We start from the raw sequence: 15,855 nt of genomic DNA, 5'->3' as shown, positions 1-15,855 counted from the left end.
GGAACTTTCAGTATTTAGTGAGTCTTTATAGACGGATCTATCTATGTGTTTTAGAAAAATTCTCCTGTCTGTGCCGATGCTGGTTCATGCCGTCCAACATTTTCTGCTTCGTAATATTTGCTGACTTCAGGAGAATTAATCCAATCGGACAACGTTGACATCTCATCGATGTAAAACCAGCCGAAACCTTGAAAAATTTACTAACTGGATTTGTTCTCGCCATGATCTTTGTTTTCTGTGGACAAATTGATAAAACACAGATCAGTGACAACTCGCTGACCGAATTCTCAAAGTATTATTCAGAACCGACCAGTGAAAATATGTATTCACAACATATCCAGGACAGCTTTAGACTTTTTAAAATGACTCCCCAAGGATACGGGATGGACTCGATGGAAAAATACCCATTGATTCTAATTCTTGATGCAAATGCATTTTTCGAATCGACCGTTTCAGAATTGAAGTTTAACACGTTTATAGGGCTGATTCCAAAATCCATTGTGGTAGGAATAGGCTACAAGGATATTATGACAATGGATTCTTTGCAGTCAAGGGACTACAGCTACTCGACCGCTATTCCGGAATATAAAATGAATTTGAGTGGCGGTGCTGACAAATTCAAAAAGTTTATTGACCAGGAATTAATTCCTAAGTTGACAAAAGAGTTCAATATTGACATTGACAGATCAGTACTTTTCGGACACTCTCTCGGTGCTTATTTCACTTTGTTCTACGCATTCAAATCTATTGAAGAAAACTCGTTCTTGATAAATAACATGGTTTCGGCAAGTCCCAGCTTACACTATAACCATAGGTATTTATTTCAAATGGAGAAAAATTTGGACAAACTGTCCGAAGACATACCTTTAAAATTATATATAAGTATGGGTAGTGAGGACATGACAGACGATGAATCGAAGGGCATCCTGGACGCATTTGAGCAACAAATTACGGAACGGCTATACAAAGGACTGAAAATAAAGAAAGCAGAATACAGCAACTTTGGACACTTGGACGCCGCAATTCCCGGATTTATGAAGGGGCTGACATACTGCTTAGGCGAATAGTATCGTGTTACATCATCTGCCACAACATCATGTTTCTGTAATATGGGAATTGGGTCTAAATAGTAATGGTATTTTATTATTTTTGTTCGTTGTTAAGAGACAAGGTTAAGCAGTGAGGGCTTAAGATAATAATGCGATAGCTTTTTATTTGTCTTATTCCTCAGATTGCAGAAACACAAATCTTATCGGTTAATCTATGACGCCAAAGCAAAACTTTAACAGTCGAAGCATGAAATTTAACTGGATCCTCTTCATAAGTATTCTGACTCATTTGACATCCTGCAATGGACAGAACAACACACAGCACATTGGTTCAGCGAAACGAACGGAACCATTGTTTTCAGGCAATACTGTCAATGAGCTGAGTTGTAACATTATGGTTATTTATCAGGACAAGAAAGACAATTATTGGTTTGGCAGTTGGCAGGATGGACTGTATAAATATGACGGTGTAAAAATCATTCATTTCACCACAGAACACGGATTACCCTCCAACAGAGTTGAAGAAATTAAAGAAGATAAGCAGGGAAATATCTACTTTAACACCGCTAAAGGAATCGTCAAATACAACGGTAATCATCTTTCAATCATACAAGAAACGATTGGAGATATAGGTAATTGGAGTTTATCAGAAAATGACATCTGGTTTAAAAATTTTACAGAGGTACAATGTTTCTATCGATATGATGATACTATTTTGCATAAGCTAAAACTACCTACAATTAAGATTGGCGAGGAGTGGATTCAAAAACATCCAAACTCGTCCAACCCATATTCAGTTTATTGCACTTACAAAGACAGCAAGGGGAATATTTGGTTCGGCACAGCAGCCTTAGGCGTATTCCGCTACGATGGCTCAAAATTTGACTGGATTACTGAAACTGATGTGAACGAACTTCATTATGGGCCATCCAATGGTGTTCGTTCAATGATTGAAGATAAAGACGGATATTTTTGGTTTAACACAGAATTTAAGTATGACATTTACAGCAAACCAACTATTGCAAAAAGCATGAAGGACCATACACTCTTCTATGACCGTATAAAAAGTATTGGTAATTTGGACGGTAAAGAAGAGAGCGGCTTGAATGAGTATTTATCAATCATAAGAGATAACAACAACAACATTTGGATCGCCACTTACTTAAACGGTGTTTGGAAAGTGGACGGAGATCAAATAAAACACCATCCAGTTCAAGTGGATGGAAATGACATTCCAGTTTTTTGCTTGTTCAAAGACAACAAGGGCGACATTTGGCTTGGAACACATGAAAATGGTGCTTTCAAGTTTAACGGGCGAACATTTGAAAAATTCACTTTATGACAGACAAAAGTAGAGCTAGCTCCAACAAGCTATGCTTGACAATATAGAACCAACGGTATGCAGACATCAACAGTGGTGCAGAATCGGCATATTATATTCAGTTATTAACTCGAACCTCTTATTTTCAATGGAGCATTTGTACCAGACTGCAAAATCAAAGAAATCTCAGCCTTCATGAATCCTCGAAGAGACATTAAATACGTTCTATCGGTGAAAGTTGCTTTTTGCACATTCCCGGAACATTTACTTTAAGACATTGAAATGACACAAGGTCAATGACTATTATCGCCAAAACTAAAAGCAGAAAAGGTGGGATTCATCGTAGATTAACAATTTGGTAATACAGACTGAGAATTCTTATTTGCAAATTTGCAAAAAAATAAAAATGACGCCTAAAGTGCTATTCCTCTGTGTTCACAATTCTGCAAGAAGTCAAATGGCAGAAGCATACCTGAAGAAGCTTGGAGGGGATCGGTTTCATGTAGAAAGTGCGGGACTTGAGCCCGGCAAACTCAATCGACTTGCGATTGAAGTAATGAGGGAAGAGGACATTGATATTTCTAATAATGCAACGAAAGATGTGTTTGAGTTTTTCAATGAGGGAAAAATATTTGATTACCTGATTACAGTGTGCGATGCCAAAGCATCAGAACGCTGTCCGGTTTTCCCAGGACTTTTTGAGAAAATAAATTGGTCTTTTGAAGATCCTTCTTCCTTTACAGGATCGCATGAAGAAAGATTGGCCAAGACCAGAGAGGTGAGAAATAAAATTAAGCAATCCGTACAGAATTTTATCAATATACACAGTACCAAATGAGAAAGTATGCAGCTGAGTTTATTGGAACATTCGGACTTGTCTTTTGTGGAACTGGCGCACTTGTAATCAACGAACAAACCAATGGATCAATCGGACATGTCGGAGTGGCTTCTACCTTTGGCCAAATCGTACTAGCAATGATTTACGCATTCGGCAACATATTGGGAGCACACATAAACCCTGCTGTGACTTTAGCTTTTGCGATCGCAAAGCGTTTTGACACAAAATATATTTTACCATACATCATCGCGCAAATTGCAGGAGCGTTTTTGGCGACCGGAATTTTGAAATTTCTTTTCCCTTCCAACTTTCTTCTTGGCGCAACCATTCCAGCAGGGAGTTCAACCCAGTCATTTGTGCTGGAATTTATTTTAACTTATCTCCTGATGATGGTGATTCTCAATGTGTCGCAAGGATCCAAGGAACATAGGCTCTCAGCAGGAATAGCTATAGGTGCCACAGTGGGTTTGGAGGCAATGTTTGCAGGACCGATTTGCGGGGCATCTATGAACCCTGTGCGGAGTTTAGCACCTGCTGTCGTTTCAGGCAACATTGGGACACTTTGGATTTACCTGCTTGCTCCGACAGCCGGAGCCATTGCAGCTGTACTCAGTTGGCAGACAATGAACAATACCAGTGAACAGACTTGAATCATTGGAATTGCATGCATTGTCGGACTAAAAACAAGGGCATGCGAAGATCGCTCATAAAACGAAGCGAAACTAAATAGCCAATATCCAATGTTTGTTTTACAAATTTTATACTGTGCTAACTGAATCTACCGGTGATTATAAATTAATCCAATCTTATTTAAGTTCTCTCCAATCATTTCTTATTTCTTTCGGGTAAGTTACTTCTTCCAAAGTTAATCCGCAGGCCGGAACACTCCATGCCTTGGGTATCGGGAGTCCGGATTGAATGGCTTCTTGAATGCCCGAAAGACTGATTTTTTCTTGGGCCAAATTTAGAAAAGTACCAACGACCAACCTCACCATTCCCCGTACAAATCGGTTGGCGGCAATGTGAAACTCAATGCCGTGTTCTGTTTTTTTCCACCGGCATTCTGTTAAATGACAGATAAAATGATCAAGGCCGGAATTTGACTTTGCAAAGGATTTAAAATCTTTTAATTGAAGTAAAACATCGCTCAATTCCTCCTGGTGGATTAAATCCAGATTTTCTGCCGCCCGGTAGTAGAAATGATCAATCCTTTTGAATGGATTTTTGATATAAGAGATCCGGTAAATGTATTTGCGGTGATGGGCATCAAATCTTGAGTTGAATGCATCGGGTGTGATCCACATCGAATCCACAGAAATATCTCCCGGTAAAAGTCTGTTGAGGGTTTCTGTGCTGATTCTTTCGACTTGTTCGCCGGGAAGATCCAGATGACACATAAACTGCTTCGCATGCACGCCTGCATCGGTCCTTCCGCATCCGGTCACCGGGAGGTCAACTTGGCATAAATATTTGAAAACCTCTTCCAGTTTTTGTTGTACACTGAGGTCCTGTGCTTGTTTTTGCCAACCTGCATACTGGGTTCCGTCAAATTGTATTTGAAGTGCCAATCTCATGCACAAAGAAACAAATAAAAAAGGGGAGCTGTAAAGCTACCCCCTATGGTATTTAATATGAAAACTTTTTAACCAATGATGGCATTGTCTCTAGAGCTGCTATGGGCATACATCAATGCTGCTCCGGCAAGACCCAGATCTTTTAAAAACATCGATGTTGCGGGTTGTTCCTGAGCCGTAAAGCCTGAAAACCACATGATAAAGGCAAACAAAAACAGCATTAAGGCCAATAGGACCGTTGCCAATTTGTCGTACTTTCCGATAAATATGCTGACTGCTGCCAAAATAAGACACAGCCCTACAATGTAAATGGTGGTCACTCCTCCAAATGGCGCCATCCCGGCCATGTCATTCGCTCCCATAAAATGGAAAACGCCAAAAACGAGCATGGGGATCGCATAAATGTACTTACCTAGTCCTGTGATTGCATTCATAAAAATTAGATTTTGTTGTTTGAAATGAAAATATTTGTTGGCAAATTACAAAAATTAACATAATCGAATGACAACAAATTATTCAAACAAGCGGAAAAGGCCGTCAGTTCATATATATTAATAAGATTATTAATATATAGTTAGTTACAAATTAAAACTTAGGAAGCGTTTTTAAGAGTTTCGGTTTTTTTCAATTGCTTTTGTACGAAATCTCTGTCGATGACCAGTTTTTGGTTTTTATTGCTGCCGGGCAGGTCAAACATGCTGTCCTTCAAAATGGATTCGCAGATGGTTCGCAGACCTCTTGCACCCAGTTTATGATCGATCGCATAGTCTGCCATCAATTCAAAAGCATCTTGTTTAAAAACCAGTTCGATGTGATCGATGGCCATCAACCTCGAGTACTGCTTGATCAGCGCATTTTTGGGTTTGGTTAAAATATCCATGTAAGCCTGCCGATCCAATTCTTCCAGATAGGCCAGTACGGGCAACCTCCCCAGCAATTCAGGAATGAGACCAAATTTTTTGAGATCCTGGTGGCTGACCTTGGACAATAAATTTTCCTTTTCTATTTCTTGGATCCCGGAATTTTGATAACCGATCACCGAGGTATTGAGTCTTCTGGATATGACTTTTTCCAAACCATCAAAGGCGCCACCACAAATAAAAAGGATGTTGGTGGTATTTACTTTCAAAAAAGGCTGCTCCGGATGTTTGCGACCTCCTTGTGGAGGAACGTTGACTTCTGCACCCTCCAGCATTTTGAGCAGTGCCTGTTGCACGCCTTCTCCGGACACATCTCTGGTAATGGATGGATTCTCTGATTTGCGGGCGATCTTATCCATCTCATCGATGTAGATGATTCCGCGCTGGGCTTTTTCTATGTCGTAATTGCAATTTTGCAACAGTCTGCTCAACATTCCTTCTACATCTTCTCCCACATAACCCGCTTCCGTAAAAGCGGTGGCGTCGACAATGGCAAATGGCACGTCCAACAATTTGGCCAGGGTTTTTGCCATCAGGGTTTTACCGGAACCCGTAGGGCCAATAAATAGTACATTGGATTTCTCAATCTCAAGATCATTGGATTTTGGGAGACTCAACCGCTTGTAGTGATTGTACACCGCCACGGACAAAGTTCGCTTGGCCAATTCCTGGCCAATGACATACTCGTCCAAAAATTCCTTTATTTTTTTCGGGGTAAAATCTTTGGGAAGCGAGAATTTGTCTTTTTGTCTGGAATGATCCGATTGTTCGATCTCCTTGTTGACGATCTGCGAAGCCTGTATAACGCATTGATCACAGATGGCTACTTCTTCGCCCTGGACCATGACGATGACCTCTTTATTTTCTTTTCCGCAAAAAGAACAAAAGATTTTATCAGAGGATTTGGCCATTTTATTTAGTCTTGGTACGCACTAATACTTCATCTACCAAACCGTAGTTTTTTGCTTCTTCTGCTGACATCCAATTGTCCCTGTCGCAATCATCTTCAATTTTTTCTTTGGTCTGACCCGTGTGCAGGGCCATGATTTCATACAGTTCGGATTTCATGGTTTTAATCAGGTTGTACGAGATTTCCATGTCTTTAAATTGACCTTGCATTCCACCGGAAGGTTGATGGATCATTACTTTACTGTGTCTGAGACAGGTTCTCTTTCCTTTGACGCCGGCGCACAACAATACGGCACCCATGGAGGCTGCAAGCCCGGTGCAAATGGTGGCTACGTCAGGATTGACATATTGCATGGTGTCATAAATGCCAAGGCCATCGATCACGGATCCCCCCGGACTGTTGATGTACATCTGAATGTCTCGTCTGGCATCCACTGAATCCAAAAACAACAATTGGGCCTGAATGACATTGGCCACATAATCATTCACGGGCACCCCCATGAAGATAATGCGATCCATCATCAGTCTGGAAAAGACATCCATTCCGACAATGTTCATCTGTCTTTCTTCAATGACCGTAGGAGTGAAGGCATTGATGTCCGGTGCAGTTTCTGACATGTATTTTTCAAGATGCATGCTCGACATACCACGGTGTTTGACCGCATATTTCTTAAACTCGTCCTTAGAAAACATATTTATTTTTTTATTTTAATCAAGCTGTATAATCTAAAAAACATCAGGCCGATTTGTTTTCCGCTGCAATTTGGTCCTGCGTGTGTTCGTGATGATCTTCTTCATGAAAATGGTCGGCATGGCTGTTGAGTTGTTTCACGATTTCTTTGAATTCCTCCAGATTAATTTCTTTGGTTTCTTTTGCGATTTGTGATTTCAACCATTCAAAACAGCGCTGATCAATCAAATTCATATAAGCCGATCTGAATTTTTCTTTGTCTTTTAGTGCCCGCTCTGCCATGGATATCCATTGCTCCACTGGCAAATTAAAAGCAGGGTATTGAGATCTGAAATCATTGATCCAGCTCAGGTAAACATCCTGTTCTGTGACCTGAAAATTTTGTTCTGCAGCGACTTTTTCCCGAATCATTTGCCAGGTCAAACCCTCTTTAAAATGGTAGAGATCGTGGTCAAAAACATTCTCTTTTTTTTCTGACCATTCTTTGAATTCTGACTTCAGCCATTTTTTCAAAAAAGCATCCGGATATTCAGGATTGAGTTTTGAAAATAATTCTTTGGTCAACTTGATTTCGAGTATTTTGTCACATTCCCTGGCGTAGTATTGTTTGATTTCTTCTCTTACCTTGGTCCTGAAATCTTCCTCTGATTCATAATTGGCATCTGGGCCATACAGGGTTTTGAAAAACTCTTCATTCAGTTCTGCCCGTTTTTTTCTTTTGATGTCAATCAGTTCCATTTTGAACTCATGCGCAAAAACCCTTTGGTCGTCTGAAGGAAGCTTTAGCAGGTATTTTCGGATGGCTTGTTCGTCGAGATTGTTTTCCACTTCTTGGATGGAGTGCACAAATGCAAAGCCATTGGATTGTCCAAGCAATTTTGTAAGCAGAGAAGGATGGCAATTTTCATCGAGCAACACATCAAAAACAGTTTGGAATTCTTCCGGTGTTGTGTTGGGATCAGCCGTTTGTGTGGCTTTTATAGTCACCAGGTCTTTTTCCTGAACCTGGTCTGTCAAAATGGATTCTTGCGGTCCGTAACGCTCTTTCATTTGCTCCAACTCTTCTTCAACCAAGGAGTCAGGTATGGAGATTTGATAATCCGGAACTACAGTGGCGGACAAACTGGCGGACAGGTCAAATTCGGGGCTTAAACCCACCTCAAATTGATACAAATTGTTTTTTAAATCTTGTTCCAGATTTTCAGAAGCAGGAAGCAGATCTCCAATAAATCTGCGTTTGTGATCTTCCTGGTATTTTTGAATTTGATCGTTGAGCATTTTTTGAACCACTTCGTCTTTGATGGCCTGGCCATACATTTTCTGAATCACTGATTCTGGCACGGTGCCCTGTCTAAATCCTTTCAAATGTGCTGTTTTGCGGACGGTCTTCAGGCGTTCTTTGACTGCCGGAGCAAGATCCATTTCCTCCAGTTGAATACTGAGGATACCATGATTATTGCCCAAAGGGCTAAAATTAATGTGCATAAGGATTTTAGATATTAGAAAATAAGAAAACCGGACAAAAGGTTCACACAGCGAATTCAATAAGTGCGGATGGAGGGGGTCGAACCCACACACCTTTCGGCACTAGATCCTAAGTCTAGCGTGTCTGCCAATTTCACCACATCCGCAATAAGGAGCGCAAAGTTAATGTCTTCTCTAGAAATGGTTGCTAATATTGGCTGGATTATTGGAAGAACATCCAAGAAAATTTTATATTTTAAATTATTGTATTGTAAATAAATATAATATATATTATCATTTATGTTAATTTATTGTTTAATCATCTTATGGTGCAAAGGGGGTAAAGAATCTTTTTTTGAAACCTGGAATCAAATTTGTATGTTTGTTAAATGAATTCCATGATGAGCGCTTTTATTCTCCCTCAGGTATTTCCATGGCCGGCCGAAGACATGGCTCTGATAAGGAGTGCCTATCGGCGTTTGCTGAGGTGCTTGCACAAAGCTGTTCTTCATGTCGATGAGAAAAAAGAGATCAGATTGGCTTTTGAATTTGCCCTTGCCTTTCACGCCAATCAAAGAAGGAAATCCGGAGAACCCTACATAACGCATCCTTTGGAAGTGGCCCGAATCTGTTTTGAAGAAATGGGACTGGGCTACAAGTCTGTGATTTCAGCCATTCTGCATGATGTGGTGGAAGACACACCCGCAACCATTGAAATGGTTCAGCAGAAGTTTGGCCCCAGAATTTCGAAAATTGTTGACGGGCTTACCAAATTGGACGGACTCTACAATGTTGAGTCTCCTCAGGCTGAAAATTTTAAGAAGGTTCTAAGTACTTTGGTAGATGATGTAAGGGTCGTTTTAATCAAAATGGCAGATCGCCTGCACAACCTCAGGACGATCGATGGAATGCCCAAACACAAGCAACTTAAAATCGCAGCTGAAACCTCTTATATTTATGCCCCTTTGGCCCATCGTCTCGGCCTATACAATTTGAAGTCTGAATACCTGGACATCTGTACCAAAATTACTGAACCAGATCTGTATCGGGAGATCATCAAGAAGTTGAGCGAGACGCAAAAGGAACGCAATAAATACATCAGCGAGTTTATCAAACCATTGAAGGCAAAATTGAGTCAATTGGGAATCCCTTATCGCATATTTGGCAGGCCAAAAGCGATTTCTTCGATTGCCAACAAGATCAAAACAAAGAAGGTTAATTTTGATGAAATATTTGATTTGCTGGCCGTTCGGATTGTCATCAATGTGCCAAAGGAATTGGAAAAATCAAGCTGCTGGCAAATTTATTCCATTGTTACCGATGTCCACAAACCCATACCGGAAAGGCTCAGGGATTGGATTACCACGCCAAAATCCAATGGTTATGAATCATTGCACACCACCGTCATAGGTTCGGATGGCAGATATGTCGAAATTCAGATTCGCAGTGAGCGAATGGACGATATTGCTGAAAAGGGATATGCCTCGCATTGGAAATACAAAGGCATTGCCAATATTCACGGTATTTATGACCATTGGTTTGACAGCATCAAAGACATGCTGGAGACACCACACAACGATGCCATTGAATTCCTCAGCGATTTTAAATCCAATTTGTATGGAGAGGAAGTATATGTGTACACCCCAAAAGGTGAAATGAAGGTATTGCCCAAAGGAGCGACCGCACTTGATTTTGCATTTAGCATACACTCAGATGTAGGGAGCCGGGCCAGCGCTTGTAAAATCAACAATAAATTGGTGCCATTGGGTTATTTGCTTCAAAGTGGCGATCAGGTTACTGTGATTACAAACCCCAAACAAAAGCCTACTGAAGATTGGCTTCAAATTGTGACCACCGGCAAGGCCAAATCAAAAATCAGATCCTCCCTTAAGGAAGATTATAAAATGCAGGCAGAGGATGGAAGAGAAATACTGGAAAGAAAATTCAAAGGTCTCAAAATTAACCTGGATGACAATCTGGAGATCATCTTGAAGACACTCGGTTTTAAAAATAAGCTGGAATTATTTGTAGCCCTGGCAGGAGGACATTTGTCCTGGACCGAAATCATCCGGCAGTTTGAACTGGAAGGGTCTAAACTGGTGCCGACCAGAACAGAGGAAAGATCCGATGCTCAGGAAGGAAAATCGGCACCGGCTGACAAGGCCCCGGTATTGCTGCCAGGTAGGTTGTTAATCAACGGAGAGCCTGCAGACAAATTTCAATACAGTCTGGCCTCTTGTTGTAATCCTGTACAGGACGATGATGTATTTGCCTATATTACCTCCAATGCAGGTATGAAAATACACAGGGTCAATTGTCCCAATGCAGAGCATCTAATGGCCAATTATGGGTATAGGATCCTTAAAGCAGAATGGACAAAATTGACGGGTAGCAATTATGTGGTACAGCTCTTTATAGAAGGTATTGATGAAGGGCCTGGAGTCATTGAAAGATTGTCACACTTGATTTCTTCAGGGCTCGGGGTCAACATCAAGTCTTTTAGCATCCAGGGGAATGAAGGGACATTCGAAGGAAAACTTGGAATATTGGTTCAAAACAAGGATCAGGTCAACAGGGTGATCCAATCGTTGTCAAAACTCAGCGGAGTCACCAGGGTGACCAGAGATGATGTTTAACGGGGTGCCGGAAAAATATGAAAGAGCACGCCAAACTACTTGCAAAAACGATCTATTCTGCCGTTCATTTATGGATTATCAGAATCAAGATAACACTCTTTGGAAAGGAGGTAATATCAGGTACTTTCAGAAATTGCTTTAAATGGCAAATCCCATTTTTAATCAGATCGTTTGGTGGATTTTGTGGAAATATGGTACACTTTAAGGGAGCGATTCATCTGGACAATGTTTATGAAGATGAACAATCCACAGGAGATCTTTCGAGGCTCCACATTGGGCATCATTGTGTGATTGGTGCCGGCGCTTTTTTTGATTTGACAAACCGCATTTTTTTAGAAGATAGGGTGGGGATCGGAGCGCACTCCATGTTGATGACACACATTGATTTGGGAACGGTTCCCAGATCAAAAACTTATTCTCGTCAAACTGCATCCATTCATATCGGGGAAGGTAGTTTTTTGGGAGCCCATGTTGTTATTTTACACGGTGTGAAACTCGGCAAAGCCTGCGTCGTAGGGGCAGGAAGCGTAGTGACCAAAAGCTTTCCGGACAACAGTTTAATTGTAGGCGTTCCCGCAAGACTGATTAAAACACTTCCCGGTGTTTGAAAACTAAAAACTTTATAGGATATAATATTCTGTACGGTTTTTACTCAAACCTATAAAGCAAACGGCTTTGTCCACCAGCTCAATATTGACGGCAAAATCTTTGTATCCGACCATTTGTACTTTAAGACTGGCCAAATCTGCTTTAGGTACCAAAAAATAAGCATAGCCGTATTCATCTGTCATGTTGGTGAGTTTCTGCTCATTGACGATGAGCTCGATTTCAGCGGCATTGATGAAGCTGTGTTTTTCCTGATCGTACACCACAAATTTGATCATTTTGGTAGAATCGGATTTGTCGCTTGAATATCCCAGGATTGCGTTTCCAAGGATCATAAAGAGGATAAGTATTGATTTCATTTTCTTTGATTTTTTATTAATTGATACAGTAAAGATGGGTGGATGTTGTGATACGTTTCAGAGTTCTCGACCAAATGTTAAATTATTTGGATCAATTTATAACATTGTGGGATCAATTGTAATATCCATCGAAATGCTTAAATACCGTATTTAATAAACTTTTAACACAAGTTGTAGTTTTATAAAACCATGCCAGGAGTGATTTTTTCAGCATTCAACAAGGATAAGGACCTTCGATCGGTCTTTGAGAAGCTACTCGAAATATTTTTAGAGATCTTGGTTCATACTTCGGGAGATGTGGAAGAAGCATTCGATTGGTTGGAGCAGATTGACCGTGAACACCGGATTACCACCAAGGATTATTCTCTGGAAGATTTTAAAAGAGATTTGGAAAAACTGATGTTGCTGGTTCCCGCAAAAGATCAAAATGCATTGGTGCTTGGAATCAAAGCGGAGCAATTGATCCGACAGAGATCCCTGGAGCAGGTGTTTGGCCATCTGAAGAGAAACGTTCGCGGCAATCACCGCAGCCACTTCAAAGGTCAAGCTGAGGAAATAAATGAGGACAAACGAGCTTATGAATTTGGTGATGCATTGGACAAGATTGATTTTCATTCCAGTATAATCAATGCACAAAGAAGGATGGGCTCCGCGACGGGAGAGTTAAGCGAAGAAGATCTGGAAGTGTTTGAATCAGACCATCACACCCGACTATCGACCGTTTTGATGATTGACATTTCTCACTCAATGATACTATATGGTGAAGACCGGATCACGCCGGCTAAAAAAGTAGCCATGGCTTTGGGAGAGTGGATTTCAAGGTATTTTCCAAAAGACACCCTGGATGTAGTGGTATTTGGGAATGACGCCTGGCAGGTTGAACTTTCAGAATTACCCTATTTGTCGGTAGGGCCCTATCATACCAATACGGTGGCTGGCCTTGAGCTTGCCATTGAGCTATTGAGAAAAAGAAAGTCGGTCAATAAACAGATATTTATGATTACGGATGGCAAGCCAACCTGTTTGAAATTGCCGGATGGCAAATACTACATGAACAGCGGCGAACCGGATCCAAAAATTATTGGCAGAACCATTGACCTGGCACTCAGATGCAGAAAGCTAGGCATCAAGATCACCACTTTTATGTTGGCGCAAGAATATTGGTTGCAGGAATTTGTCAGAGAGTTTACCAAGACAAATCAGGGAAGTGCCTTTTATTCTGGCCTTCAGGGATTGGGAGATTTCGTTTTTGAAGATTATCGCAAAAGTAAAAGAAAATAAGAATGAAGGAATGGACGCAAATTAGGACCCTTGGAGCGCTAAAAAAATCGGATTACCGACCCATGGGGATTCGGGAAGAAATGAGAAAAAACCTGATTGAGAAAATTCAAAATAAGGAAGAGGTTTTTTCCGGAATCTACGGCTATGAGAATACAGTCATTCCTCAAATGGAAAGGGCTATTTTGTCGGGACACCACATCAATTTTTTGGGTTTGCGAGGTCAGGCAAAAACCCGTATGGCCAGAATGATGGTCGGCCTTTTGGATGAATGGATGCCCATTGTAGAAGGCTCAGAGATCAACGACGACCCTTTTCTTCCCTTGTCCAAATATGCAAGAGATTTGATCGCTGAAAAAGGGGACGAAACGCCTATCCAATGGATTCATTCCAGCAGTCGATATACCGAAAAATTAGCCACACCTGATGTCAGTATATCGGATCTCATAGGTGACCTGGACCCAATTAAAGCTTCGAGGCTGAAAGCAAGTTATGGAGAAGAAGAAGCCTTGCATTTTGGCTTGATCCCAAGATCCCACCGGGGCATCTTTGTCATCAATGAATTGCCGGATTTGGCCCCACGCATCCAGGTTTCTTTGTTTAATATTTTGCAGGAAGGCGATATCCAGATCAGGGGATTTAAATTCAGGTTTCCGTTTGATATTTATTTTGTTTTTACCGCCAACCCTGAAGATTACACCAGCAGAGGTGCCATTATCACACCACTGAAGGATCGAATCCAAAGTCAGATATTTACCCATTACCCTGAAAATATTCAAACGGCCAAAATGATTACCAGGCAGGAGGTAAAAATGAAGGATAGCTCCTTTCAGGTTGAAATACCCGAGATTATAGAGGATTTGATCGAGCAGATTGCAGTAGAAGCGCGAACCAGTGATTATGTAGATGAAAAAAGCGGAGTTTCTGCCAGGTTGCCGATTTCAGCGTATGAAAGCATTCACAGCGCTGTAGTGCAAAGACTATTGAGAAATGGTTCCAAGTCTGGATCCGCAAGAATAAGCGATCTGTATGCAGCCATTCCTGCGATTGTTGGCAAGGTAGAATTGGTCTATGAAGGGGAACAGGAAGGTGCGGTGTTTGTCGCCATCAAACTGATTGGAGAAGCGATAAAGAATATTTCGTCTCAGTTTTTTAAAGACATTGATCTGCTCAAAAGGAAGACCAACAATGAACACAAAAAGAAATATCAGGACATCGTCCAATGGTTTGAGAATGGTGGTTCTGTAGAATTGGAACCCTACACCTCCGATCAGGATTACAAGAAATCACTGGAAAAAGTGAAAGGATTTGAAGGTTTGTTCACCAAAGCTGGAAAGCAGGAATTATTGTTGAAAGAATTATTGCTGCATGCACTTTCTGAATATCAATTGATCGAACGCAAACTGGAAGGTGGACATTTGCTCTTTCAGGACCAATTGTATTCTGCTTTAAAAGACATAACCAGAAACTAGGATCCAAAAAATATTTTACTTTTTTAAGAACAGATAAATATAAAATATGGAGTTGATCGAAAAAATATTTAAAAACAACGAAAACTGGATTGCCGACAAATTAAAGATCAGTTCGAGCTATTTTGAGGAGCTGGGTAAAGGACAAAATCCGAGCATTTTGTACATTGGTTGTTCGGATAGCAGGGTTTCCGCAGAAGAATTGATGGGTCTTGGCCCCGGAGAGGTGTTCGTCCATCGCAACATTGCAAACATGGTGGTCAATACAGATCTAAATGCTCAGTCGGTTATAAATTATGCAGTGAGGCATTTAATGGTTCAACATGTGGTCGTTTGCGGACACTACGGTTGCGGAGGGGTGAAAGCAGCCATGCAATCCGCAGACCTTGGTTTGTTGAATCCCTGGTTGAGAAATATCCGAGACGTCTTCAGAATTCATAGAGAAGAACTTACTCAGATCGTTGATGAACAGAAAAAATACAATAGACTGATTGAACTCAATGTATTGGAACAATGCACCAATGTACTCAAATTGGCCTCGGTCCAACAAGCGTTTAAGGAAAGAGGCTTGATGGTGCATGGTTGGGTGTTTGATGTACACACTGGTAAATTAGTAGACCTGCATATTGATTTTGAAAAAATCCTTGACAGCATCATGGAGATCTATCGGATTATTTAAACGCTATGTTTGTAAGGTTCTGGTGCGGCAAAAAAAAATCCGATGTAAATTTTATCTACATC

At 40.9% G+C, this 15,855-nt stretch carries 15 protein-coding genes and 1 tRNA gene; 9 read left to right on the top strand and 7 right to left on the bottom strand.

Features of this window, described 5'->3' with window-relative positions:
• Positions 1–188: 188 nt before the first annotated feature.
• The 4 genes from IPM48_00335 (at position 189) to IPM48_00320 (ending at position 3,858) form a co-directional block, all read left to right on the top strand.
• Positions 189–1,067 (top strand): alpha/beta hydrolase, encoded by an 879-nt coding sequence (locus IPM48_00335; protein ID MBK9270019.1) that lies wholly within the window; start codon positions 189–191, stop codon positions 1,065–1,067.
• Positions 1,068–1,296: 229 nt separating this feature from the next.
• A complete protein-coding gene (locus tag IPM48_00330; GenBank protein ID MBK9270018.1) occupies positions 1,297–2,391 on the top strand; it encodes a hypothetical protein in 1,095 nt (364 codons plus the stop codon).
• Between the two features lie 385 nt (positions 2,392–2,776).
• Positions 2,777–3,208 (top strand): arsenate reductase ArsC, encoded by a 432-nt coding sequence (locus IPM48_00325; protein ID MBK9270017.1) that lies wholly within the window; start codon positions 2,777–2,779, stop codon positions 3,206–3,208.
• The gene (locus tag IPM48_00320) at positions 3,205–3,858 is read left to right on the top strand and encodes an aquaporin (protein MBK9270016.1); all 654 of its coding nucleotides are present in this window, start codon (positions 3,205–3,207) and stop codon (positions 3,856–3,858) included. Before IPM48_00325 ends, IPM48_00320 begins: the two co-directional genes overlap by 4 nt.
• Before the next feature lie 156 nt (positions 3,859–4,014).
• Here the strand turns inward: IPM48_00320 and IPM48_00315 are convergent, their stop codons facing one another.
• The 6 genes from IPM48_00315 to IPM48_00290 all read right to left on the bottom strand — a co-directional run bounded on the left by IPM48_00315 (position 4,015) and on the right by IPM48_00290 (position 8,933).
• On the bottom strand, positions 4,015–4,782 hold the full coding sequence (locus IPM48_00315) for a tRNA pseudouridine synthase A (protein MBK9270015.1): 768 nt from the start codon (positions 4,780–4,782) through the stop codon (positions 4,015–4,017).
• A 68-nt stretch (positions 4,783–4,850) separates the two neighbouring features.
• On the bottom strand, positions 4,851–5,207 hold the full coding sequence (locus IPM48_00310) for a DoxX family protein (GenBank protein ID MBK9270014.1): 357 nt from the start codon (positions 5,205–5,207) through the stop codon (positions 4,851–4,853).
• A gap of 167 nt (positions 5,208–5,374) precedes the next feature.
• Positions 5,375–6,613, bottom strand: a complete 1,239-nt coding sequence (clpX, locus tag IPM48_00305) for an ATP-dependent Clp protease ATP-binding subunit ClpX (GenBank protein MBK9270013.1) — start codon at positions 6,611–6,613, stop codon at positions 5,375–5,377.
• Between the two features lies 1 nt (position 6,614).
• Complete coding sequence (locus tag IPM48_00300) at positions 6,615–7,304, bottom strand: ATP-dependent Clp protease proteolytic subunit (protein ID MBK9270012.1); 690 nt, start codon at positions 7,302–7,304, stop codon at positions 6,615–6,617.
• Between the two features lie 43 nt (positions 7,305–7,347).
• On the bottom strand, positions 7,348–8,787 hold the full coding sequence (locus IPM48_00295) for a hypothetical protein (GenBank protein ID MBK9270011.1): 1,440 nt from the start codon (positions 8,785–8,787) through the stop codon (positions 7,348–7,350).
• Positions 8,788–8,851: 64 nt separating this feature from the next.
• Positions 8,852–8,933: transfer RNA gene (locus IPM48_00290), tRNA-Leu, on the bottom strand.
• A gap of 234 nt (positions 8,934–9,167) precedes the next feature.
• Between IPM48_00290 and IPM48_00285 the strand changes: the two genes are divergently transcribed.
• Together IPM48_00285 and IPM48_00280 are read left to right on the top strand one after the other, a co-directional pair.
• Complete coding sequence (locus IPM48_00285; GenBank protein ID MBK9270010.1) at positions 9,168–11,402, top strand: bifunctional (p)ppGpp synthetase/guanosine-3',5'-bis(diphosphate) 3'-pyrophosphohydrolase; 2,235 nt, start codon at positions 9,168–9,170, stop codon at positions 11,400–11,402.
• 17 nt (positions 11,403–11,419) lie between these two features.
• On the top strand, positions 11,420–12,010 hold the full coding sequence (locus tag IPM48_00280) for an acyltransferase (GenBank protein MBK9270009.1): 591 nt from the start codon (positions 11,420–11,422) through the stop codon (positions 12,008–12,010).
• Between the two features lie 12 nt (positions 12,011–12,022).
• On the opposite strand, the gene IPM48_00275 is transcribed toward IPM48_00280, so the two are convergent.
• Positions 12,023–12,367, bottom strand: coding sequence for a hypothetical protein (locus IPM48_00275; GenBank protein ID MBK9270008.1), 345 nt, complete (start codon positions 12,365–12,367; stop codon positions 12,023–12,025).
• A 189-nt stretch (positions 12,368–12,556) separates the two neighbouring features.
• Here IPM48_00275 and IPM48_00270 point away from each other — a divergent pair, with 189 nt between their 5' ends.
• The 3 genes from IPM48_00270 to IPM48_00260 are packed head-to-tail and all read left to right on the top strand — an operon-like array spanning position 12,557 to position 15,793.
• A complete protein-coding gene (locus IPM48_00270) occupies positions 12,557–13,648 on the top strand; it encodes a hypothetical protein (GenBank protein MBK9270007.1) in 1,092 nt (363 codons plus the stop codon).
• Between the two features lie 2 nt (positions 13,649–13,650).
• Positions 13,651–15,117, top strand: a complete 1,467-nt coding sequence (locus IPM48_00265; protein ID MBK9270006.1) for a magnesium chelatase — start codon at positions 13,651–13,653, stop codon at positions 15,115–15,117.
• 46 nt (positions 15,118–15,163) lie between these two features.
• Positions 15,164–15,793, top strand: coding sequence for a carbonic anhydrase (locus IPM48_00260; GenBank protein ID MBK9270005.1), 630 nt, complete (start codon positions 15,164–15,166; stop codon positions 15,791–15,793).
• Positions 15,794–15,855: the final 62 nt, after the last annotated feature.

The organism is Saprospiraceae bacterium (assembly GCA_016715965.1).
GTDB lineage: Bacteria > Bacteroidota > Bacteroidia > Chitinophagales > Saprospiraceae > Vicinibacter.
The sequence above is the reverse complement of the archived record's forward strand: the minus strand, read 5'-3'. Positions and strand labels throughout refer to the sequence as shown.